This is a genomic window from Exiguobacterium sp. KJ 601, assembly GCF_027161185.1.
Lineage (GTDB): Bacteria > Bacillota > Bacilli > Exiguobacteriales > Exiguobacteriaceae > Exiguobacterium > Exiguobacterium profundum.
Window position 1 is genome coordinate 1859033 of the sequence record NZ_JADHZG010000001.1, and the last position, 23384, is coordinate 1882416.

16 protein-coding genes are annotated in these 23384 nt (G+C 40.2%); 7 read left to right on the top strand and 9 right to left on the bottom strand.

Translation table 11 applies throughout. The annotated features are described in order from the left end of the window. Both IRJ25_RS09550 and IRJ25_RS09555 read left to right on the top strand, forming a co-directional pair. Positions 1-360: a DUF1304 domain-containing protein gene (locus IRJ25_RS09550; protein WP_031421353.1), complete on the top strand. Its 360-nt coding sequence runs from the start codon at positions 1-3 to the stop codon at positions 358-360. Between the two features lie 81 nt (positions 361-441). Further along, the gene (locus IRJ25_RS09555; RefSeq protein WP_269318163.1) at positions 442-720 is read left to right on the top strand and encodes a CPCC family cysteine-rich protein; all 279 of its coding nucleotides are present in this window, start codon (positions 442-444) and stop codon (positions 718-720) included. Between the two features lie 21 nt (positions 721-741). Here the strand turns inward: IRJ25_RS09555 and IRJ25_RS09560 are convergent, their stop codons facing one another. From IRJ25_RS09560 to IRJ25_RS09585, 6 genes are all read right to left on the bottom strand, one after another. Beyond that, positions 742-1173 carry a stage III sporulation protein AH gene (locus IRJ25_RS09560; RefSeq protein WP_269318164.1) on the bottom strand — a complete coding sequence of 144 codons (432 nt, stop codon included), beginning with the start codon at positions 1171-1173 and terminating at the stop codon, positions 742-744. 266 nt (positions 1174-1439) lie between these two features. Further along, positions 1440-2978, bottom strand: coding sequence for a hypothetical protein (locus IRJ25_RS09565; protein WP_269318165.1), 1539 nt, complete (start codon positions 2976-2978; stop codon positions 1440-1442). A 128-nt stretch (positions 2979-3106) separates the two neighbouring features. Further along, entirely contained in the window at positions 3107-3364 is a 258-nt protein-coding gene (locus IRJ25_RS09570) for a hypothetical protein (protein WP_269318166.1), read from the bottom strand. 14 nt (positions 3365-3378) lie between these two features. Next, positions 3379-3849, bottom strand: coding sequence for a hypothetical protein (locus IRJ25_RS09575; RefSeq protein ID WP_269318167.1), 471 nt, complete (start codon positions 3847-3849; stop codon positions 3379-3381). Further along, the gene (locus tag IRJ25_RS09580) at positions 3846-6200 is read right to left on the bottom strand and encodes a DEAD/DEAH box helicase family protein (protein ID WP_269318168.1); all 2355 of its coding nucleotides are present in this window, start codon (positions 6198-6200) and stop codon (positions 3846-3848) included. Before IRJ25_RS09580 ends, IRJ25_RS09575 begins: the two co-directional genes overlap by 4 nt. Next, positions 6193-6519 carry a nucleoside triphosphate pyrophosphohydrolase gene (locus IRJ25_RS09585; protein ID WP_031421338.1) on the bottom strand — a complete coding sequence of 109 codons (327 nt, stop codon included), beginning with the start codon at positions 6517-6519 and terminating at the stop codon, positions 6193-6195. The genes IRJ25_RS09580 and IRJ25_RS09585 overlap by 8 nt, the downstream gene beginning before the upstream one ends. 184 nt (positions 6520-6703) lie before the next feature. Between IRJ25_RS09585 and dptF the strand changes: the two genes are divergently transcribed. From dptF to dptH, 3 genes are read left to right on the top strand one after another with little or no spacing between them, the layout of a single operon-like run. Further along, entirely contained in the window at positions 6704-9028 is a 2325-nt protein-coding gene (dptF, locus tag IRJ25_RS09590) for a DNA phosphorothioation-dependent restriction protein DptF (protein WP_269318169.1), read from the top strand. A gap of 1 nt (position 9029) precedes the next feature. Further along, a complete protein-coding gene (gene dptG / locus IRJ25_RS09595) occupies positions 9030-10421 on the top strand; it encodes a DNA phosphorothioation-dependent restriction protein DptG (protein WP_269318170.1) in 1392 nt (463 codons plus the stop codon). After that, positions 10402-15579, top strand: a complete 5178-nt coding sequence (gene dptH / locus IRJ25_RS09600; RefSeq protein ID WP_269318171.1) for a DNA phosphorothioation-dependent restriction protein DptH — start codon at positions 10402-10404, stop codon at positions 15577-15579. The genes dptG and dptH overlap by 20 nt, the downstream gene beginning before the upstream one ends. Positions 15580-15728: 149 nt before the next feature. On the opposite strand, the gene IRJ25_RS09605 is transcribed toward dptH, so the two are convergent. The 3 genes from IRJ25_RS09605 to IRJ25_RS09615 all read right to left on the bottom strand — a co-directional run bounded on the left by IRJ25_RS09605 (position 15729) and on the right by IRJ25_RS09615 (position 19292). Continuing rightward, entirely contained in the window at positions 15729-17153 is a 1425-nt protein-coding gene (locus IRJ25_RS09605; protein WP_269318172.1) for a hypothetical protein, read from the bottom strand. A 20-nt stretch (positions 17154-17173) separates the two neighbouring features. Beyond that, a complete protein-coding gene (locus tag IRJ25_RS09610) occupies positions 17174-18259 on the bottom strand; it encodes a DNA cytosine methyltransferase (protein ID WP_269318173.1) in 1086 nt (361 codons plus the stop codon). Between the two features lie 829 nt (positions 18260-19088). Further along, entirely contained in the window at positions 19089-19292 is a 204-nt protein-coding gene (locus tag IRJ25_RS09615) for a hypothetical protein (RefSeq protein WP_015881055.1), read from the bottom strand. 153 nt (positions 19293-19445) lie between these two features. Here IRJ25_RS09615 and IRJ25_RS09620 point away from each other — a divergent pair, with 153 nt between their 5' ends. Next, positions 19446-20138, top strand: a complete 693-nt coding sequence (locus IRJ25_RS09620; protein WP_214760458.1) for an ABC transporter ATP-binding protein — start codon at positions 19446-19448, stop codon at positions 20136-20138. Beyond that, positions 20131-23355 (top strand): FtsX-like permease family protein, encoded by a 3225-nt coding sequence (locus tag IRJ25_RS09625; RefSeq protein WP_269318174.1) that lies wholly within the window; start codon positions 20131-20133, stop codon positions 23353-23355. The genes IRJ25_RS09620 and IRJ25_RS09625 overlap by 8 nt, the downstream gene beginning before the upstream one ends. The last annotated feature ends 29 nt before the right edge of the window (positions 23356-23384 follow it).

The following is a 23384-nucleotide window of genomic DNA, read 5'->3' on the forward strand; positions in this document are numbered from 1 at the left end:
ATGTCGACGCTCACCCTTGTGCTCGGAACGTTTGTCGCCATCGAATTCTTCTATATCTTCTATTTAGAGACGATTGCGACGGCATCTTCCTCGACGTCACGTGTCTTCCGCATGTCGAAAGACGAACTGACGAGAGACTCGGTGTCGGTTTTGTTCAAAAATCAAGGCGTCTATAATGGATTGATCGGAGTCGGGCTCTTGTACGGACTTTACCTCTCCCCTAACCCGGTCGAGATTGTCACCATGGTGCTGATCTATATCATTCTCGTTGCCCTATATGGCAGTATCACGAGTGACAAGAAGATTATCCTGACACAAGGTGGGCTCGCCATCTTGACGTTGATCTCGATGTATATGTGATGACAAAAAAAGCGTTCGACCTGAGAAAAGGTCGGACGCTTTTTGTTTGTATCCTCTATACTAAATAGTGAGGTGATGATGGTGAGATACACATGCCCATGCTGTGGCTACCAGACGTTAGTTGAGGAACCGCCAGGCACATACGACATTTGTCGAATCTGTTTTTGGGAAGATGACGGGGTTCAATTCGATGATCCCGATTTTGAAGGCGGTGCGAATACGGTATCACTTCGACAGGCTCAACAAAATTACATTCAATTTGGTGCGAGTGAACGACTTTTTTCTGACTCTGTTAGAAAACCAAATGAACACGACAGAAAAGATCCGGACTGGAGACCGTTCCCCAACAAACTGACATAATGGTATAAGAGGTGACCTTAATCATTCATCTAATCTAATACGCTCCCACATCTCTTCATCGACGACAAAGAACGATTCATGGGAGCATACCGCGAGCACGCAAGTATCCCCCGCATAAAACATCAAGTCTTCCGGAAGTTCCGGATGGATCCAACTGAATAATGATTGACTCCGTTCTTTTAAGAACTGTACCGTCCTGTAATTCATATGGAACGAATATAGATACGCCGTATCCCCAGACAGTCTTGTCGTCTCCCATTCACTTACGATGGTTCGTTCGATCAAATCCCAACGAATCTCTTCAGTCAGCACATTCATATACTCCAAACGCTCGTCTTCGATTTCCATTCGGCGTCTGTCTTCCACAAACGCAAAGTGAGTACAGCGCTTGAACAGAACATCGATGAGCGCCTCATAGTGCTTTCCCTTTACATCTTGAGTGATCATCAGCATGCTTCAAGCCTCCTATGGTGAAGTAACAAATATGCCTATCTCTTCCATAATCTCGAACGAATCTTGATTCCATCTCACTTCAATCGTTCCGACTCGTTCGGGTTCTTCGACACTTCGGTATAATCCAAACTCTAACTATAATCAACCCAATAAAACCGATGAATCCCCATTTTTTCATACGCTCCCCCGCTGTCACTATCCAAAGTCTAGCATATTCATTTTATCAAATTAAAAACCGCCCTGACCGAAGTCAGAGCGGAATCGAATTATAAAACGAAAATCGCTGCAGATACACCGACGACACCAACGAGTGCCATCGTATATACCGGTACACGTGGCATTTCGCCATTGTTGTCGAGTGCTTTCCCAAACATGTAGAAGACGATCGGGTGCACGAGGAACGGCATCGAGAAGATGAGCGGGATGAGAAGTGACGCTTCCGTCCCGAACATGCCGCCTTGAACCGCTGCGAACAAGCCGAAGTGCGAGATTGCTGACGATTGTGCCATCGTTGTGTAATCAAACGCAATCGTGCTGAACGTCAAGATGACGAGACCACCGAAGACGGCCATCATCTGCCATCCGAACGAGAACTGCATAAGGGCTTTGACTTCTTTGAAGTCTTCCCCGTTCGCCGCACGCAAGTTTTTCAACGAAAGCGCCGTGAGCGCGAGACCGACCAAGACGATGATCATCGTCGGCCAGATCCAGAGCGCGCCGTTGTCGGCACTGACCGCGAGGATCGAGAAGACGAAGATATGTCCGAAGAACGGGATGTTGATCATGATTGGCGCACGTTTCGCCGCCACTTGACCGAAGTCACCAGCCGTACATGCTCCTGTGAGACCACTGTGTGAAAGAGACCCCGCCATACCTGGCGCGAGGTTACGGATGTGACCCGTACGAGCAAACCACATGATGAGTGCGATTCCACCGAACATCCAGAACAACTGTCCGAAGAAACCGTACACGAGAATCGAGTTCATGCCTTCGATGGCGAACGCGTCACCAATCCGCGAACCACCAACCATGAAGTTAGCAGCCAAGACGACCGGAATCCCTGCGAAGAGAAGCGCGCGGACAGTCGGTCCATACGTCCAGTTATGGAAGATGGCACCGAGAGCTGACGAAATCAACATCGCGAAGAAGATTTGCGGCAATGCGATAATCGGCTGAACCGCTGTCGCAATCAGGAACGAGACGAACAAGATGACAAGCAAGAGGACTGTCTCGATAACACCTTTTTGCATGTATACTTTCTTGTCCTGAATCTCTGCTTTATGGTCGATGAGTAAGAACGACACCGCAAGACCGAGAAGTGCGAGGATTGGGTAGTAAAGCGCAATCCCTTCTGCCGTACCTGGCTCGATTGCCATACGGAAGAATCCTTCCAAACCGACGAGCAAGAAGAACGAACGAAGGATGAAGATGAACTGCGTACGTCCTGTCCCGAGGAACATTTCTTCTTTAGAAGGAACAACGATATCCTCCATGTCGAGCTCTTGTTTGCTTAAGATTTTACGAAGTTCCTGTCCACCGACGAAGAACGAAACGACTAATGCGATGATTGTCGTCCGTGACAAGAAGTCGACGAGCGGGAATTCAGGAAGACCCGGCGTCGCGATGCCGAGCTCGACCATACCGAAGCCGAGACCGAGACCGAAGATGACGATGACGAGGATCGGTGAGAAGCGCGTCCCCGCCACGACCATACGAGATAAAATGACCATCGGAATGACGAAGGCCATGAGCAACCAGAATTGGTTGATGAGTTGCATTTGAGATAATTGCTGTACAAGTTCCATTGACTAACCCCTAACATAATTTTTAGCACACAATATCGAAGTGTACAGGAATGAACATTATGTGACAATAGGGTGTGATGTTTTGTAAACATTGAAAGCGGAACCAAGTGAAATTGGTCCCGCTTTCGTTAGTTATTGGATTGTCTGAGACCCCAAATGCCTTTATTTCCTGCGGAATAAAAGAGGTCCTCTTTCCCGGTAAAGCTCGCTGAATCACTGGAATGCGCACGAATCTGTTTATTGACGTGCCCTTTCCAATCTTTATAGCGATCGAGTTCAAGTTGATAATAGGATTTTTCGACATACGCATAAATGTCTTTCAAGGACGCCGTCCCACCGTGGTATTGGAGGGCGAATTGGATTTTGCGTAGTAACAGGCGTTTCATATTACCCCACCTTTCTACTTCTGTTTCATTTCAAAGTAGTCTTCTAATTTGTTTTCAACCGCTAATTGAATAGCAGCATGCGCTTGTTTAGTCGGAATGCAGTACTCTTCTCTGACAATGAGTTTCCCATTCGCATTCTCAAATGGTGATCTACCTGTTCTTGGTGATTCTATCGTCAAGGCTTTAAACGGTAGCGAATTTAGATGACGTTCGATTTCCTTCTGTGAAAATGATTCTTGAAATATTTTAGCGATGCCATTTAAAGAATGTTCTTCACTTTGCTTCCTTACTAAATCATAGTACTCTTTTGCGATCATATTAGCTGATAATGGGCGAAACCAATCTTCATACCCTCTGTTAAGCATGATTTGCATGACATTCATTTTATATGTACCTTGACGCGCAAAACCATCAATAAAGTTACAAAAAGACTGTATAGCAATGTCTGATGAGTTGATAGTCATTTTATCGTTCAGCATGCTCATCCTTTCGCTTTCCGACTAAAGTAGTAATGCAATCGAACATCTACAATCTGTTTCACCCATTCATAAACGGTTAGATTACGGAACGATTCATTGAATTCAATATGCAGAGTTTCATCTTCTACATAAAACGGTCCTTTGGCAATTTTATCGAATGGCATTCGTAACAATAATTTTTCAACTCTTTGTTGATGGAATGGTTGCTGAAAGTCTTTTGTCTGTCCATCAATATGCTGACGATATGGTTTATTTTTAATGTAATCATAAAAAGGAAGAGCGGCTTCAGATGCTTTAAGTGGCTTGTACCAGTTTTCTTCTCCTCGTTTTAGCATAATTGAAAGTACAATCATTTTATAGCTTTTGGTCATGCTCGTGTATTCCACCTCGACAAGAAGCGACTTTACATCATTGTATATTCTCGCTTCTTCCTCACTTAGTTCTCCGAGTTTATGCAAGAATCCGAAGAACCCACCAAGCTTTCTCCATTCGGAACGATAAGCGTCTATAGAGTACTCTCCTCGTTGGATTAATTCCATGTAGCTCGGGCGCCTACCCATTTCTTCTTTCACCATGAAATAATTTTGTTCAAGTAATTGCTGACGCGTTGAGGAACGTGTCACCATTTTCTTCAGTAAGTCAACAGTTTGTAAATCAAACTCAATTGTACATGACGAAGGTAGATCAATCGTAGTTGGTAAGGAACTCACTGTATCCTGTCGGCTAGTCGTCAACAAAGCCAGTTTCTTATCAATATTTTTGTAGTTCCCAATCAAATCGATAATCGTACAATGCGTCTTTCCTTTTGATAGACGTAGCCCTCGTCCAATTTGTTGGGTGAATACTGTCAATGATTCAGTCGGACGACAGAACAATAGCGTATCGATTTCAGGAATATCGACACCTTCATTAAATAGATTCACTGCAAAAATGATGTCCAATTGTCCTTGCTTTAATTGGGCAATTACTTCCGTTCGATCATACTCGGCCTGACTATGAAGTGCTACAGCTTGTACTCCTTGCCTCCTGAAATAATCAGCCAAATATTCAGCTTGTATAACGGAAGAACAAAAGCCGAGTGCTCTCGATTGATGATGCTCTGACCATGCTCTATAAATCTTCTCGGCAACACTTTCTTTTAACTGTTCTGCCAATAACTCTTCCTGATCATAACGACGTCCATTGATCAGACGAATCTGAGAGTAGTCGATTTCATCATAGATTCCAACGTAATGAAACGGGGTTAAAAACGATTCTTCAATCGCTTCCGTAAAGTGCATCTGGAAGGCGACGTTATCATCACAAAGTGCATATACGTCTCCTCCGTCTAAACGGTCAGGCGTTGCAGTCAAACCGAGTAAGAACTTCGGTTGAAAATAATCTAGCACCCGACGGTAAGAAGGCGCAGCCGAATGATGGAACTCATCCACGATTATCAAATCGAATTGCTCCGGGTCATATTGCTCCATTCTTTGTTTCGAAGCTAACGTTTGAATCGAGGCGAACACGACGTCAGCAGTATCTTGATTTCTTGATTCACCACCGAGTAGTAACCCGGTCTTCCAGTCGGTCGCCACATTGAGGAATGACTTTTCTGCTTGTAACAAAAGTTCTCTTTGGTGCGCGACGAAAAGGACACGTTTGAATTGTCGTGCAAAGAATGCACTCAAATACGTTTTCCCTAATCCTGTCGCCAAGACGAGCATCGCCTTTTTCCGACCTTCCGCCATCGTTTCTCGGAGTGCCAATAACGCTGCGTCTTGGACAGACGTCGGGGTAATCGAATCATCTTCTATGTAGACGGGAGAATGTTCAGCGACCTCCAATTCTTTGATTCGATCCTTTCGCGCTTCATACTCTTCGCGATAAGGCTGTAACGAGACTGGATTCATTATTTGCGCATATTCACTATAAAATAATTCATGGAACGCAGCGACTGACTCTTCAAACACTTCCTCTGATACATTCGAAGGAATTTCAACATTCCATTCCACACCATGATTTAACGCACTATGCGACAAATTCGAGGAACCTACAAAAAACGTACCGCTTTCTATTGTACGGAACAAATATGCCTTTGGATGGAACGACCTCCCTTTTGAGCGGTATAGTCGGAGCTCAACATTCGGTATTTGGAATAACATATCCAATGCATCAGGATCGGTGAGGTACAGATAGTCTCCTACCAAGATTCTGATTTGAGCGCCACGTCCACTCGCTTTTCTTAAAGAAGCCGATAATTCCTTCACTCCCGACACTTGAGCAAACGCGACGACCATATAAATTTCAGTCGCCGCGTCTATGTGTTCTTGTAAAGGGATGCCAAGATTGCTCGTATGGAGTCGTAAATCACTCATGATCGAGGACCTCTTCTAAAAATAGACCTTTTTCAAAACCGCCACGTATTTTGCGTTTCTCTTCACGTATGCGGTTCAATTCATCGAAGTCTGCCCCATGCATATTTCCGAGTGTATAGACCAACTCCAAAATGTCAGCTAACTCTTCAAGAGACTCTTCATCAATGTTCGTTTCTTCATACTCTTTGATTTCTTCGTAGAGTTTCAATCGTGATTGCTCGAAGTGTTCGGCTTGAGTAAGTTGCTTCACAATCGGGATTTTTCCTGATTCGTGAATGATTTCAGGGATGTTGTCTCTTACTAATTTGTTATAAATCATGTCATATCTCCTCTCAATCATCTATTTACATTTTAGTAAATGCATAGGTATAAATCACTGTAATAATAACACCCGACACTTTTTTAGTTATGGTTTCCATTAAATGATCAGAATCGATGATTATGATTCTATATTTTGTTACAATGTTTGTAAAATATCATGTTGTGTAGGAAGGAAATTAACAATGAATACCCAAAAGAATTGGTCATTTTTAGTTACAAATCTAGTACCGGATGAAGATACCAAATTCACTTACGATGAATTTAGTAAGTGGATGACTGATTCACCCACAGAGGCCATGGTTTACTTAGATGGTATTTTTCAATCTTTAACTTTGAAGCGAATGTATATGTTAGCTAAAAAAACCGGGCGTCCCACTCTCTCGGAACGATACTTTGCTCGACATGTTATCAAACATGGTTGGCAAAAACTTAAAGTTGAACTTAACGCTTCTATGAAAGAATTGAAGTGGGCCCACCGTTACATAGAAATAAGTGATTTATATACAAAACGTAACTTATTGAAAACAGAGACAATGGAGGCATTCGAAAAATTAATTGCACTAACAGAAGTATTTCTACAAGAATCTGAAGAGTCCTTTGATGACTCTTTCAAAGAGAATATGACTGATACTATCGTTGAAACTTCAGATGTATTCATGATGCCCCCTAATTCTCTATACGAATCCGATAGTGTACAAAAACAGCAAACTTCCGAGGAATTTTATATGGAAAATGATTTTTCAGCAAAAAATGAAGAAGAGGAAATGAATGAAGAAATCGAAATGGATGAGTCGGTTCATGAACATATTGATGAACCATCCCAACCATCAACTGAATTGGAAACTAGTATTTTATTAGAGCGTTTACGAATGCTCCAGTCATCTTCTAAAGAGTCAGTCGTTAACGCTGACAGCTTTGGTTTGTTTCGAGAGTATATGCACATCAATCGTCCGATTCAAAACTCTCTTCTTGAAACATTAGAAAAAGTTAATGCGGAATCCACTCCTCAACTGATTTTATTGAGCGGTAGTGTTGGGGACGGGAAAAGTCATTTGCTCGCTTATGTAAAAGAAAAATATCCGGACTTGGTCACTAACGTTAGAATTCATAACGATTCAACCGAGTCATTTGATCCATCTAAGAGTTCAATCGAAACTTTAGATAATGTCATGTCATCTTTCTACAGACAAGACTCAAATACAAAACATCTATTGATTGCCATCAACCTAGGTGTACTACACAATTTCTATAGTTTTGCCGAGTCTGAAAACCGATATGACTCACTCAGAAAGTTCATCGATGCATCAGACATTTTTGGACATGGAGAGCATATCGTCTACTCTTTAGATTCTATCCATCTATTGAATATCGCAGGTTTTCAAACATATAGTGTTGGTGAAGAAGGAGCCCACTCTTTCTTTTTCACTAGCATTCTCGAGAAAATCGTTTCCGAATCAAATGAAAACCCGTTTTATACTGCATATCTAGAAGATACAAAACGTGGTCATCGCTCTATTGTGCATGACAACTTTGATTTCTTATCTAATCCATCTGTACGTGAATCTGTTGTCAATGTAATCATTCAAGCCATGGTAAAAGAAAAACTCATTATTTCTACTCGTGCATTTTACAATTTTATTTTCGATATCTTAGTTCCATCAGACTTAAATCTCGACCGTGAGAGACCGGAAGCAGCATTACCAAATCTGATTTTTGGTCATCCTGATCGCTCTAATATTCTAAGTTCATTACATCAAAATGATCCGATTTCATTCCGGATTCCATACTTTGATGAATTAATCACCAAGTATGTGCTGTCACAGCATCCTCAAGAAATTGCTAAGAATGAATTAAAAGAGATTGGAGACGTATATAGTTTCATACATCATTCACCAGAAAACGAAAGTAAACTAAATACTTTGGGAGCATTTCTAGTGCGTAGCTACTCACTCCTAAATCCAAAAGAAGTCGATCAGTCCTATATGAATTTTTTACAATATGTAAAGGCGTACTACCTTGGTGATGGTGAGAATATCGAATCGTTATTTGAACTCATTCGTAGTGTCATTTATTTATGGAAAGGATCTCCGCGAGAAAATTATCTCTTTATTGACAGCACAAATAATGAATATCGCGTGGCATATCCATTTCAAGCGGAAGAAATCGTAGACCAACGCCTCTTTGATAGTGCTGAAACTAAAGATGACGCTTTTTATCGCTTCAGTCCATTTATACGAATCGGCTTTGACGTAAATGGGAAGGAGATTCTTTTTGATCTTGACTATAAATTGTATAACTTACTGGTAAAAATACAGCATGGATATCGGCCAAATCGTAATGACTTAAGAGATGCTGTGCAGTTTATTGACTTTTATGATGAACTCATCCGGTATACAGATAAATCAAAATCAATTCTTCTAGTCTCCACTCATGATGGTTCGATGGTGGAACTATCTAAACCAAAGTTCAGCAAATCAAAATTCGAAGTTAGAAAGGTGAAGCAGTAATATGATTAATACTCAAGATGTAAAAAATTTCGAATTAGACTGGAAACTTCTCGAGTCATTTCTGATTCAAAATAAAGGCTATCGTTATTCACGTAGAAAAAATACATTTGTATTACCTTTACCTACACGTGAACCGGAACGATCAAAGTTCGAAAGCGGCTTCTGGCCAATAACTGGCGGTATCGTGAGATTGTTATCTAATGAACCGCTCATTCCTGAACATCCTAAGTTGGACGAGAATCACATCCTGTCGATTGGAAAATTTGATTCCGAAGAAACGAGTGAATGGTTCAAATATTTTATCAAGAGTCAGCAACGTAAAATCGAAGAAACAGAGATTTCTAGTTTGTCGCAACTTCCTCTACTCACTTTAAGTGAGAAAAAAGAGAGGAATGGTCAAATCGATTTCATTAACTATGTCTATGGCACGTTGATTGAAGGAAATGAAGAATTTCTTTCACCACTGTTTTTAGATGAAAACAATGATGATCTTCTGACACAAATTTTTCGAAGTTCTCGCTCGACGAATAAGTCTACATTCAATAGTCCTTATTCATGTTTGTTCCCACGTTTAAAAGAACAATTTAAAGAAGATTTGATTCATTTATCCACAAATCCAAAATTCTTCTTAGACAATTTAAATCATCTATTCATTCAATATACGTTTATCTTGATGTCCCAGACTGTTCTTCAAACTAATCGATTTACAAAATTTGATAATGACAAACTCATTCCGCTCTATTTTTTAATGGAATGGGAAAAGGCAGCCCGCTGGCGTACAAGTTATACGAACGGCTATCGATTGTTAAAAGAACAGGTGAAGGATTTTTACAAACATGAGCATGCACTGAATATCGTTTCTCAAACACCAGCATTTCAGTCACAAAAAAACTTATATTATCATCATATTGATGAATTATTAACTACAGCTGGTGAGGATTCAAAGAAAAATTATATTCAATCACTCTATCATTGGATGAATAATTTCTATACGCAGTATAAAGGTATCGAAACCCCACAATACAATGCTGATAGCACGTTAGATGAAGCCTTTAGAGACTTAGCCGAAGCAATCTCAATTGGATTGAATAAAGAGTTAAAGTCTCGATATCCTGCCGCACTTGACGTCTTTCTATTAAAATTCTATAGAAAACATGGTGGTTCACTTGGCTCATTACTTGCCGTAAATCAAGAACAATTATTGACTCTTATAGCTTGCTCAATTAAACAGGACAAGATTGAATTGAATAGGCTTTGGATTGAACTTGAATTAAGAGGACTATTCTTTGATCATCACTCAAAAGAAGAAATTGTTGGGCTATTGGATAAACTAAACTATTTGGAAAAGAAAAGTGATAGCGGGGATGCACAGTATGTCAAATCAATTTTATGAATTTATCACACAACAATTATTACAATTCTTTAAACATGAGATTCAACAAAATAGAACAGATCGTTATTACGTCTATCTTCCGACAAAACAAGATGTAAAAGAAATGTATGATGCACTTTCAGGTTTAAGCGTTTCTGAAACCTTCACATATAAACATCCATTCGGAAAAGAAAATTATGTGACCAACTCACTTAACTTTTCTACAGGAAAATTAGTAATAGCAAGTTCGCTTGATACAGATATTGATTATCTCGTTACTCTGAGAAATGAAATGAGTGAACAAAGCGGACAATGGTCTAATACTTCCTTAATGATTCTGACTGATAATTTAAATGACTCTATCCGAGGTGGAAGTATCGACTTGACTTCTGAAGGTCGTCCATTGCACATTAGCAAAATCATTCAACATTTAGATCAACAATTGGCAAGTAGTGATTTATCGAAATCTGAACAAATGATTATCGCCGATTATTTAAAACGTCGTAATCAACAAAAACAGATTACGAATGGTTCATTTCTAGATTTCATCGATATTTTAGGTCTTTTACACAAAGATACGCTTGATTCGGATGACTATACCTCATTACAGTACTTTCAAGATGGCGACCTAATTTCGCTTATTCGTGAACGAGATGAAAAAAATGTTGGGTCAGCTTCATGGAAAAAGATAAACCGACAAATCGAGAATCGCTTATCAGAAAATCACGAATTATTCGAAGATGTTGAACGTTACTTCACGTTAGGAAACACTCGTGAAAAACTAGAAGAGCGATTTGATAACGGGGCCACAAAATTAAAAGAGGATACTTGGCAACAAGCTGATTACACTGTATTGAAAGAATGGGAAGAGAAAGCAAAATCAAATCGAGATATTCAATTCATATCCGAAAAAATGATTGCAAAAACAGACGGCTCTAAATTATCAACTTCACATTTTTGGAAACGCCCACAGTCTGAAACTAAATCAGGTCAAAGAACTTGGCACATCATCGTCTTTTCTACACAAGAAGCAGACACAGTTCAAATCCATCTTCCTTTTGACCGTTTTACGTCGAAGCAATTTTTGGACAATAAAAGTGCAAAATCAACCGTAAGTTCTGGACATTCTCTTATTACTACGATTGAAAATAATTCCACCCAAGTTACTTTCTCACGGGTACGCTACAAACATGAAGGCCAGACTTCCACTACTTATTTATTTAATATTGCAGTTGTTCCACTGTCGCCTGAGTTTTTAAATCCATATCAATCACGATATTTGATTGATACGACACCTAAAAATCAACAAGCGATTCGCTTAATACTTGATGGCCATCATTTAGTTGAACTCGGGGACGGTTCGGGACAAATAAATGATGTTGTTGTTGGTTCATCAGAAGCGATTAAGATTGGACATAATGATGTCATCACTCTTCCTTTAAATACTCTTGATGAAGGAGAATCTCGCGTTCGATTCTCTGTAATGATTGATGAAGTTGAGGTCCCACTAGCTATTAAAGACGAGATGTTAAAAACTACTCCTTTAGATGGTGTTAGTATTTGGACGAGAAAGAGAAAAGATGAAACATCATTTTTAATCGACTCAGATTATAAAACTATCCATAATGGTCAACGCACTTACTCTACCAAATCAATAGACCGAAACTTTTTTAAAATGGAACAAGATTGGTTAGATGATCATATACGGTATGCAAAGCAACTTTCCGATGATACTTTCGAGAGCATACCTTTAGAGTTACCAAGCGCTGTAGAAACGAGTTATGATTTATTTTTAAACACGGTTAAGAGTAAGGGAACAATCCCTTCACTCATGTATTACGATGACCAAGTACAGTCAGCTGCCTTTGATTTTATAAACAACTACCTGTCTGAAATTGAAAAAATTAAAGCTCAGTCTTTAATGACTGTACAACAACGGAACCTATACCGTTTAGGACAAATGGAAACGATTGATGGTTTGTTATTAACCCCATTCTCACCGTTGAACATTGCTTATCAATGGCAAGTGAACTCGGATTTAGGTTCTGAAGATATCGATTCGAATATTTTAAAAAAATTAAAAGCGAGCTATACTTTGCCTTATGCGTTTAATGTACATGAAATGCTACTGAAGCCAACGGATTATTCTCCATTACCTGAATGGCATGAATACGTGATTAGAGAAAAAGTAAGCATAGGTGAAACAAACTCTTACTTAGCAAAAGTTGTAGAAGAGAAAATGACCCACTTTGCTGATCATTACGACTATCTATTCTCAATACAAAATTCGGCTCCGCTCTGTATCAATGTTATCAATGTCACAAATGATGAAGAAATTTTAAAAGGAATTATTTCTTGGTTCAAAAATCAAATTTCTTCGAAAGGTGTTCTCGAAAACATCAAACCACTTGAGGTGTCTTTATATCTACCAAACGCTTCTGGTTTAAGTGCTTTTGATACATTAAACGAGATAGAGACTGCTGAACAATTAAAAGAGGAATTCGGTATCGACTTATCTATTGATGACTTCGAAATAGATGATGTTTTACATGTTCTTCAACAGTCTATTCTTTATCGAAAGTTAGACTTAGAGGAACCAATCCTCTATTCTCATATTTCATTTTATAAAATGGGAAATGAATCGAGAATCGTTACACAACCGATGCGTGATTTATCAAATAGCATGAACTTAGACGGTTTATTCACTACCGTATCATCGGTTCAAAGTGATGATACCGGATACCGCGTTGGATTCGGTACAAAAGGAGCCGACATTAACAGAAGTCTTATGACAAAATTCGGCTCACTTTATAATGAACTTACAGCCAACATGAAAGACGGTGGACACAGTTCTTATATGAAAGATGTTTCATTGACAATGCACATCGATGTTGCTGATAAAGACGAACTCGAAAAAATTTATAGCGCCTCACATTGGGTAACGTTTATTGATCCACCTGTCGGATTAGATTTCTTTAAATCGTCTTCAGACAATTTGATCATTGTTCATTACAGCGACCAATATTCATCAACAAATGGATATGATGCCATCACTGTAACTGACAAATCAAAACAATATTTTAATGTGATTGAGGAATTTGTTAATTCTCAGGGTGTGACATCTACGCAAGAACAGATAGAAGAAACAATTCGTGCTTTCAACACGTTTAACGGAGAATGGTTACTTCGAGCTGTCCAAGGAAGAGGATACGATAAACGAGAAAAGATGAGTATTGTTTCAGCAATTAAAGAAACACTATTGCTTTTTAATGAAGAAAACACGATTTGGGTACCAATTTCTATGGAAGAAGTCGTGCGTGTTACAGGCAATGTGAAACTTAGTAAACGTGCTGGTCTATTTTCAGGAAAGACAATTGGTCGAAAAGGAAATTGCAGCGATGATTTATTGATGATTGGACTAGAAATAGATCAAACACAATTAAAGGTACATTTATTCCCGGTAGAAGTTAAAATCGGAATAAATGACAATAGCGTCATCTCAAAAGGTATTTCACAAATCACAGAATTGAAAGCTCGACTAAATGACCATCTACTCGATTTAACTACTTTTGACGCTAAATTCTTACGAAATTATTTTGTTAGACTCTTCATCAACAATGCAAAAAAAATGCAAGAAAATGAAATTTGGCCTAGTAAAGATTTTCGTTTAAGTGCAGAGCTAATCGATCGGTTGATGAACGATGATTTTAAAATCGTTGATGAAAAAAGAGCAAAATTCGGAAATGGTGTTCTTGTTTCATTTAAAAAGCATTCAGAGTCTGTACGTCACTCCAGAAGTCAAGGTGTCGTAATACTAGAGTTACCTGAGCAACACGGTTATGAAGCACTTACTCAGTCTTTAGATTCACTTGAATCTTCAAAAAAGGAAAAATCTTTAGCTCCAACTTTCAAAAATGAAGCCTTTGCTTCACCTGCTGATTCGACAGAAAAACAAAAATCAACAGATGAACTAGAGGACAGAAGGAACTTACCTGAAGACGAAAATCATACTGTTGTTGAACCTGATTTAAAGATTGCCCCACTCACTCAGCCTAACCTTGAACTTGTAACTCCAAACGTTGTTAGTCTAGAACAGGTTAGATTGCATCTAGGTAGTGAATTGAATCAAGACTATTATTGGGAATACGGGCATCCACGACTATCCAATCGACATCTCCTAATCGGTGGTCGATCCGGTCAAGGAAAAACCTATTTCGTACAGTCTCTTCTATTGCAGTTGGTCGAACAAAATCAATCCGCATTGGTGATTGATTATTCGAATAGTTACACACTAAGCCAGCTCGATGAAACATTTGTAAATCGAATGGGCGAAAAATTGACAGAACGCATTGTGTATCATGAATCTTTCCCTTTAAACCCTTTTAAACGGAGAGAAAAAGAAATAAGTGGTCGGAAAGAGCCTGAAAAAATTGTTGAAGTTGCTAGAAGAGTAGCTGCAGTTTTTGCCTCTGTATATAGAGGTTTAGGCGATCAACAGAAAAATGCGATTTATATGGCAACTAAAAATGGTATTGAAAAATACGGAGAAGACATGCGAATGGAACTTCTCATTGAAGAACTCGAAAATCTAGAAACATCATCAAAATCAACAATCCAATCTGTCATTAGTCGACTAACCCAGATGGTTGACATGGATCCGTTTGACTATGAATCGGATAATGACTGGAGTAAAATTTTTGAGAGTAACGGGGTTACCGTTATTCAACTTGAAGGATATGACCAAGACGAGATTAAAAAATTGCTGGCAGAGTTCATCCTTTGGGACCTATGGTACTACTCACTATCAGGATCTAAAGATAAGCCGATGCCTGTTATTTTAGATGAGGCACAAAACTTATCTTTCCGTGATGATTCTCCATCTGCAAAAATTCTTCGAGAAGGTCGCAAATTTGGCTGGTCAGCTTGGTTCGCCACACAGTCATTTAGTAACTTCGACAAAGAAGAACTTGCTATCTTAGACAATGCGGGTACTAAAATCTACTTCGCGCCTGCCGATAGCGAATTAAAAGTAATTGCAAATCGCATTGGTACCATTTCCTTAGATGATTTGCGTAGTTTGAAAAAAGCTCACTGTCTCGCTGTTGGACAATTCAAAATTAGTGATGCGGAATTGAGTAATCAAGAATTTCATCATGTTCGAGTTCCACCAATGAAATGAAAAAAACGCGCGTCAAATTGGCGCGCGTTTTCGTCAATTCATTTTTAAATTACTTCTACATGAAATACATAAAGAAACTTACTAAAAATCTATTCGCATCTTGTAAGTGGCATCATATTCATAAATAGCTAAAAGGAATAAATAGTACACTAATCAAAAAAATTATTATTAAATGGATCACAAATCATCTCAAAATTATCTTTAGATTTCCTTAAAATTAACCCAACCTTCAAATGAAACATTAAGTAATTTTTTACCCAAAGCGGCAAAATGAAATTACCATTTATAACTAAATATGATTGTGGTTCAATATTTTGACTTATTTGCATTCTGTATCTATATTCTAATAATTGTCCAATGCCTAACCTGATTCTAACCATTAAGTTTTTTGGACTTACCGTTTTTACCTCAAATATTATATGCGTATCTTCTCTTTTAGAATATAAATCTATAGAATTTGTATCTATAAAATTTAAAAAGTTATTATTCTTCAATATTAAATTTAGCTCATTCACGATAATTTCATGTAAAATTGAATTATTTTCAAAATCCTCATAGTTAAATTTTCTTGCTTTTTCATTTCTTTTGATATCGTCTCTAAATACTTTATTTTGCTCTACAAAATCAACTAAGTTGATTGATCCATCATTAATAAACTCTTCTGGGTTTTCTTTCACAAAAATTTTTTCTTCTTTTTTTACCCAAAAGTTATCTATACTGATGTTACCGTAATAATCAAACCATGAGGTTTGTAATCTTTTTAAATTTTGAAAATCAATTGGACTCCAAAATGTATCAATATTTTCATGATAGTTACATATTTCTTCTAATTCTTCTATTGAATTAGTCGATGTTAATCTTAATCTTTGTTGTCCAAGTTCAAATATATTTCCATAATTTAAGAATCTAAACCATTCTTGTATATGTCTTTTAATTCGACTATCTATCGTTAAATGAGTAGAATTCCGAGCGTTTTTTAAGTTATCTAACGCTGATTGCCAATCTGAGTTTCTTTTTATCGGAAGTAAAGACAGCGCAACTTCGTCAACACCTAAGCTTTTATCTTTAAAAATTGCTTCGTTACTCTTATTCACTTCTATTAAAGTACGTAAAATTAATGTTCCGGGTTTAATTAATATTCCATACTTATGATCAATTTCAGCTCGACTTTTCTCCCCAGTTTTTCTAAATCCTTTGGGCATCTGTAGTTTATAGCCATTAGGATACTGATATCTTAATGCTTGATTTGTAATCAAGTTTTCGAAACTAACTTCTTTATCTAACCATTGAAATCCTAAATTGGTTAATTCAGGGGTTTTTTTATATCTTGTAGACATCATCAAACCTATTTCAGGTAAAATTTGTTGGTAATCTCTCCAAATATCTGATTTTCCATTCCTCATATTTGGTGGTAGCAACTTCAGTTCACTCAAATGGTTATTAATATGGTATTCTCTATCTTGAAAATTTCGATAATAGTGTCCTGCTTTCAACAATTCGTAAAGAATATTTGAATCAGCAATTCGACCCAAATGTTGTGTTAAAGACCATGAATAACCTTCATAAATGCTCAAAAGTCACCCTCCAAAATACATTATTTTATAATCAATGATTTTGATAATATCTTTGCAATACTATTACCGATTGCCTTCGCCATTAAAGGCGGGACCGCATTTCCAACAGCTCTATATTGCCAAGTTTCTGGACCAAAGAATTCAAATGAGTCTGGAAAAGACTGCAGCCTTGCTGCTTCTCTAATGGTTATGTGCCTTGGTTCGAACGGATGAATAAATGGTCTCCCCCCACCAGCTTTAGAACCAACCAATACAGTTCCAGATGGTCTTTCGGGATGTATTCTATCAGTTCGGTCAATAGAATCTCTTTCTCCTTGAGGAACGGTTAAATACCTATTCATGACTCTCTCACCGTGTACTCTTTTACGATTATTCTTGGTATTTTCCAGAGATTCCAAAGCAAATTTTGAAGGAATCCAAGGATGTAACTCTTTTTTTGAATCAACAAATAAATTTATAGTTTCTTTAGAATCTTTATTTTCATGAGTCGGTTCAGGAAAAATTGACACTTCCTCATCCACTGTAAGTTCATTATGAAATCCTAATACAATGAGCCTTTTTCTTTGTTGAGGAACACCGTAATCTGCCGAATTTAAAACTTGAAATGATATTTGATATCCCGTTTCTTCTTTAAAGTAACTAAGCAAATTATTCCAATCTTCCCCTCCATTTACATTTAATAAACCAGGTACATTTTCAAATAAAAATGCTTTAGGCTGTAATTCTTTTACTATTCGAACATATTCATAAACTAGTTGCCCTCTAGGATCATTAATCGAGCCCCTTTGGCCTAAAATACTAAATGATTGGCATGGAGACCCTCCTGCCACTAAATCAATTCTTTCGTTATTCTCAAATCCTTTTAAAATATCGTCTTTAGATACTTTAGTTATATTTTCGTTAATGATATGCGTGTTAATGAAGTTTTTTTCTAGAGTTTCACACAGAGGCGCCTCTAGTTCACAAAAAACTTTAGTTTTAAAACCTGCCCAAGCAAGTCCCAAGTCTAAGCCTCCGCCACCAGAAAATAAAGAGACGCAATTAAATTTAAAATCTATATTTCTATAATCAGTTTGATTATTCAGTACTTCTAAGTATCTGTTCATAGGTCCTCCAAATTAATAAAACTATTTATCAACGTCTTAAGTATAATATTTATAGCAATCCTATTAAAATAATTATGCTTGAAACAAGCTTACAACTACAATATACATTATAACAAATAATCAAACACTTGTTCGGTTTTATACCATGTATTTAATTCTCACTTAATGTTTTCGACAAAAAAATGTTTAAAGTCAATTTATAGAAAAGAATGTTCGCTAATCTTAGGAGTCAATTCTACAAGTCGCTCTAAATTTCAGAACGTCGCGCGATTTCGAGATAATATAGTGAATCCTCATCCACGTCGAATGTTTAAGAACATTAAAGGATAGGTAATGGTTCCAAATTATGATATTCCATATACCTCCCAATAGTTTACCTTCCAATAAAGGAAACTATGCCCTTGAAGATTCTATAGACTGAACCCTGGATAAAGGGAACTTGAAATAAGTGACCCATTGGGGATTTTTCGTATTCGTACGAATCTCTATAATGAACTTAAACATTCAGAGGGGGAATAATCACGAGTAACATCATATTTAACGTTCAATCAAATTAATCAGCTCTAAGAAAATCCAAATGTCAACTCCGGCGAATGCGGGCAGTAGAACTAGGAAAACCTAGGAACAATATCAAGGCCATCTAATTGTCGTACAGAACATTGGTTGTTTTTAAACTGTTTGTAAAACAAAGCTCAGTTTATACATTGAACGTGAGTGGTATCACGTATCTCTCACTAATTATTTTCAAACAAGATAAATATTGATTACTTAAAGAATAAATATACTGGTCCATCGACAGAATTAAATTAAATATAAATTGTATCAGTTTTTATTCCACCACCTCAAACGCCTTCACATATGCCACATGATCCAACATCACAATCAACTCGTCCTCAAACTGTACGAATCCATCGCTCGCATGTCGAAACGCTTGAAAGATCGACTCCAATGCCTCATATCGCGTATCCGCCTCCACCATATACGTCAGCACTTCTTCGTTGATTAAATGGAATTCAATTTCGAATGATTTCATCTTCTCTCCTCCTCACTCTTCTATACCCGTTCCCCATTTGAAAAAAATACAGCTATACATTGGAATCTTTTTCCTCTAATCTAAAAATAGTCAGAATATTACGTCCTCTTACATATTTTCACTATCTATTAGGTAAAGGAGAGATTTAACGGTATGGCTTATCACTTCACATGCGAACACTTAACAAAACGCTTTGATACGGGTGACGTCAAAACAGTCGCCTTACAGGACATTAATCTCCGCTTCGAACACGGGGACTTCATCTCCATCATCGGACCATCTGGGTCTGGGAAGTCGACTCTCCTCAGTCTGATTGGTACACTCGACCGTCCGACAGAAGGAACGTTACTCTTCAACGATGAACCCATCTCTACGCTCTCTGCGAAACAACTCGCGGACTTCCGATTCGAGAACATCGGTTTCATCTTCCAACAGTTCCACCTTATCCCGACGTTGACGGCGCTTGAGAACGTCATGTCCCCGCTCTTCGGACGAAAAGTCGATTACGACGTCCACGAACGTGCGCTCGAACTGTTGAAAGAGGTCGGTCTCGCTGACAAGGTTGATTCATTACCGTCCCAACTATCAGGCGGTCAGCAACAACGCGTCGCCGTCGCCCGCGCCCTCATCCACCGTCCGAAATGGCTCCTCGCTGATGAGCCGACGGGGAACCTCGATACACATACGGGTGACGTCATTTTTGATCTATTGATCCGCTTGAATCGCGAGAACGGATGTGGCGTCCTCTTCGTCACCCATGACCCGGAACTCGCCGATCGAGCCAACCGAAAAATCGAGATGCGCGACGGGCAGGTCGTCGCCATGAGCGACGTCCATCATGCTTAAGTTCATCTGGAATTCATGGTGGCGGAATAAAGAACGGTTCATCCTGCTTATGGTCGGGATGCTCATCGTCAGTACCGGGCTCAGCTATCTTCTCGGCGTGACCCAGGCGAATAATGGGACAGTCGTCAACGAGCTACAGAAACGTTGGGACTCGTCTTATCATATCGTCGTCCGTCCGGAAGGCAGCCGCAGCGTGACCGAGGACTTGAACCTGCTCGAACCGAACTATATGAGCGGACTCGAAGGCGGGATCACGCGCGAACAGTACGAAACGATTCAACAAATTGCCGACATTGACGTCGCGGCACCTATTGCCATGATCGGGTCGACTTATTCGAGCTCGTTCACACAAACGCATACATTTGATAAAGCGGGTCTTTATCGACTCAAGATGAATACGCTCATTGATACGGGCATTGAAAAAATCAATGACTTCCAAGACTTGAAAGCCTACTTTTGGGTCGGCTGGATGCCAAACGGCGATACTACCCATATCGGCATCGGTCCGACCGCCCTGTATGAAGAATTCCCACTCGATTACGGAAGCGATGTCATGCTCGCCGGGATTGACCCGGTCGCCGAAGCGAAACTCGTTGGGTTAGACGATGCCGTTCAAGCGACAGAGTTCAGTCGTTACTTCAATGAAGAGGATGTCCCAGAGCCTTACGACGAAGACATCACGACGATTCCAATTTTGATGAGTACAAAAGACTACGTCGATGCCTCAATCAACTACACCATCGAAGAAGTCGATGCCGATACGAGCGACGCAGAAAAATTCATCAATACGTATTTAGAGAACGGAAAAGAGGAATACCTGGATAGCTTGAAAGGGACAAAAGTCGCCTCATACGACTTTACAGCACAACAAATGCACGACAACATCACGAAACATATTTTAGAAGGAAAACCACAGCCACAAGATCCTCGTCTCACCGTGGAATACACTTGGCTTTCCGAGAAGGCGTCACCTCTTGTCTATGAAGGCGTGACGAGCCCGTTCCCGAAACGTTGGCCGTATTCGTATCAAATCAAACCGTTCCTCGCTGAGGGTCAAGTGAAGTATGGTCAAGAAAGTATGTATCGTAAGTCCAATTTATACGCAGAAGACCTCAACGATGCACCGAAAGTAAAATATAACTACATCGGCTTATTCGACCCATCGAAACTGAAGTTGTCAAAAGATCCGTTGACGGAACTCCCGATGGAGACGTATTTCCCGGCAAGCGCCGAATGGGTCATGAACTCGAAAGACGAGCCGGTCAACCCACCGACGACCGTCAAACCGACGAATAACCCATATAGTTTCTTGACGAAGCCACCTTCGATGTTGACGACACTCGATGCGGCGTTCGCCATCGCCGGTGACAAGGCCATCTCGGCCATTCGCGTCAATGTGAAAGGCGTGGACGTCTTGAACGAAGAAAGTGAAGCGAAGCTCCAAGCGGTCGCGAAGGAGATTGAAGACAAGACCGGTCTCATCACCGATGTCACGCTCGGCTCATCTCCACAATACGCCGTCACCTATCTCCCTGGTTTAAAAGGAGAAAGTTCGCTCGGTTGGATTCAGCAGCCATGGATTAAAATCGGGTCGTCAATCACGATTTTCCAGGAAGCGAAACTCGGCTTCTCCGGTGTCGTCGCGAGTGTCATCCTCGTCGCGATGTTTTATGTGTTCAGCTCGAACATCATCATGTTGTACGCACGGAAGAAAGAGTTCGCCATCCTCTTGTCACTCGGTTGGCGGCCGAGTCAGCTGTCGAAACTGTTATTCTTAGAAGCCACGATCCTCGGGTCGATGGTCGCGCTCATCTCGTGGATGATTCTCGGAACGTTCCTTTGGACGGCGGCGGGCTCGACTTCGATTACCCGTATCTTATTGATCGGGCTAGCCGGTCTCTTGATTTACTGGCTCGGGACACTCATCCCGATTCGACTCGTCCGTCGCATCAAGCCATATGAAACGATGCAGTCTGGTGAAGTCTCAAAAGGACGACGCCTCGGCCGCTCTCGCTCAAGCGTCGGCATGAGCTTGAACCAACTCGTGACGTATTGGCCACGGACGTTGTTGTCGATTCTCGCCATCGCTTTACCGACGAGTCTGTTCGGCTTCTTCTTGTTCGTCACGTTCCGCCTCCAAGGTGTCTTGTATACGACGTGGATCGGCGAGTTTGTCGCCCTTGAAGTCGGGACGATGCATTACGTCGCCATGGGGGTCGCCTTGCTGATTGCGATGCTCACGACGACCGAGATCATGTGGCAAAACGTATCCGAACGAAAGCCACAACTCGCCGTCTTGAAAGCGCTCGGTTGGAAGAATACGTCCATCCGTCGTCTCGTCTTGACAGAAGGCGCGTTGACCGGCTTCTTCGCCGGACTACTCGGTGTGACGTTCACCATCATCATCGTCACGATCATGTATCAACAGTTCCCGATGTCAGAGCTACCGTTCTTGTTTGCGACCATCTTCATCCCGGTCGTAACAGGTATCTTAGGTGCACTCCTTCCTGCTGAACGTGCGGTGCGCATCACGCCGGCTGAAGCGATCGGTGGGCATGTCGTCAACCAAAAGCAAATCGAAAAACGATTTCGCTTCGTCCTCGGAACGACAGCGACTGCACTCGTCGTTGGGATCATCAGTTTATTCGTCTTCACATCACCAGAAGTCAAGCCGGTCACGGAAGAGGCGAAAGCGACACCGGCCCCGACTGCGCAGACGACGGGTGCGAAACAGGCTGATTTAAAAGCAGGTAAATCGAAAGAAGCCAAAGCGACCACACCGAAAGAAGATGATCTTCAAAAAATCATGAACCTCGGCACGTTCCAAACGTTTATTGGAGATCCACAAATGAAAAAACGTGAATTCCAAGTGGGTGAACCTGTGTACGCCTCTCCGGATGGAACCGAACCGGAAGATGGCAAACGATTCGTCAGCCTACCGCTTACGTTGTATGACAAAGATAAGGGCTATGGTGGCTATGCGGACTATCGACCGAACGGATTCCGCATGTACACGCCAGATGGCACAGAGTACAGTCCGGTCGACATGGTCAACCACAATAAGAAAGCGTTCCAAGGTGGCTTTCGTTACAAACCAGGCGAGAAATCTGAAATCGATTTGGTCTTCCTCGTCCCCGAAAAAGAGAAGACGCTCGTCTTGTTCGCTTCGAGTGATGCCATGCCGAAAACCTATACCGTCAAAATTGATGTTCCTTAAACGAAACAACGTCGCCCCGATTCGAGGCG

Excerpts from the sequence above, each read along its gene's own strand:
- IRJ25_RS09550 (WP_031421353.1), top strand. The coding sequence starts at position 1 with ATGTCGACGCTCACCCTTGTGCTCGGAACGTTTGTCGCCATCGAATTC.
- IRJ25_RS09560 (WP_269318164.1), bottom strand. The coding sequence starts at position 1,173 with ATGCTGATGATCACTCAAGATGTAAAGGGAAAGCACTATGAGGCGCTC.
- IRJ25_RS09565 (WP_269318165.1), bottom strand. The coding sequence starts at position 2,978 with ATGGAACTTGTACAGCAATTATCTCAAATGCAACTCATCAACCAATTC.
- IRJ25_RS09570 (WP_269318166.1), bottom strand. The coding sequence starts at position 3,364 with ATGAAACGCCTGTTACTACGCAAAATCCAATTCGCCCTCCAATACCAC.
- IRJ25_RS09575 (WP_269318167.1), bottom strand. The coding sequence starts at position 3,849 with ATGAGCATGCTGAACGATAAAATGACTATCAACTCATCAGACATTGCT.
- IRJ25_RS09580 (WP_269318168.1), bottom strand. The coding sequence starts at position 6,200 with ATGAGTGATTTACGACTCCATACGAGCAATCTTGGCATCCCTTTACAA.
- IRJ25_RS09585 (WP_031421338.1), bottom strand. The coding sequence starts at position 6,519 with ATGATTTATAACAAATTAGTAAGAGACAACATCCCTGAAATCATTCAC.
- dptF (WP_269318169.1), top strand. The coding sequence starts at position 6,704 with ATGAATACCCAAAAGAATTGGTCATTTTTAGTTACAAATCTAGTACCG.
- dptG (WP_269318170.1), top strand. The coding sequence starts at position 9,030 with ATGATTAATACTCAAGATGTAAAAAATTTCGAATTAGACTGGAAACTT.
- dptH (WP_269318171.1), top strand. The coding sequence starts at position 10,402 with ATGTCAAATCAATTTTATGAATTTATCACACAACAATTATTACAATTC.
- IRJ25_RS09610 (WP_269318173.1), bottom strand. The coding sequence starts at position 18,259 with ATGAACAGATACTTAGAAGTACTGAATAATCAAACTGATTATAGAAAT.
- IRJ25_RS09615 (WP_015881055.1), bottom strand. The coding sequence starts at position 19,292 with ATGAAATCATTCGAAATTGAATTCCATTTAATCAACGAAGAAGTGCTG.
- IRJ25_RS09620 (WP_214760458.1), top strand. The coding sequence starts at position 19,446 with ATGGCTTATCACTTCACATGCGAACACTTAACAAAACGCTTTGATACG.
- IRJ25_RS09625 (WP_269318174.1), top strand. The coding sequence starts at position 20,131 with ATGCTTAAGTTCATCTGGAATTCATGGTGGCGGAATAAAGAACGGTTC.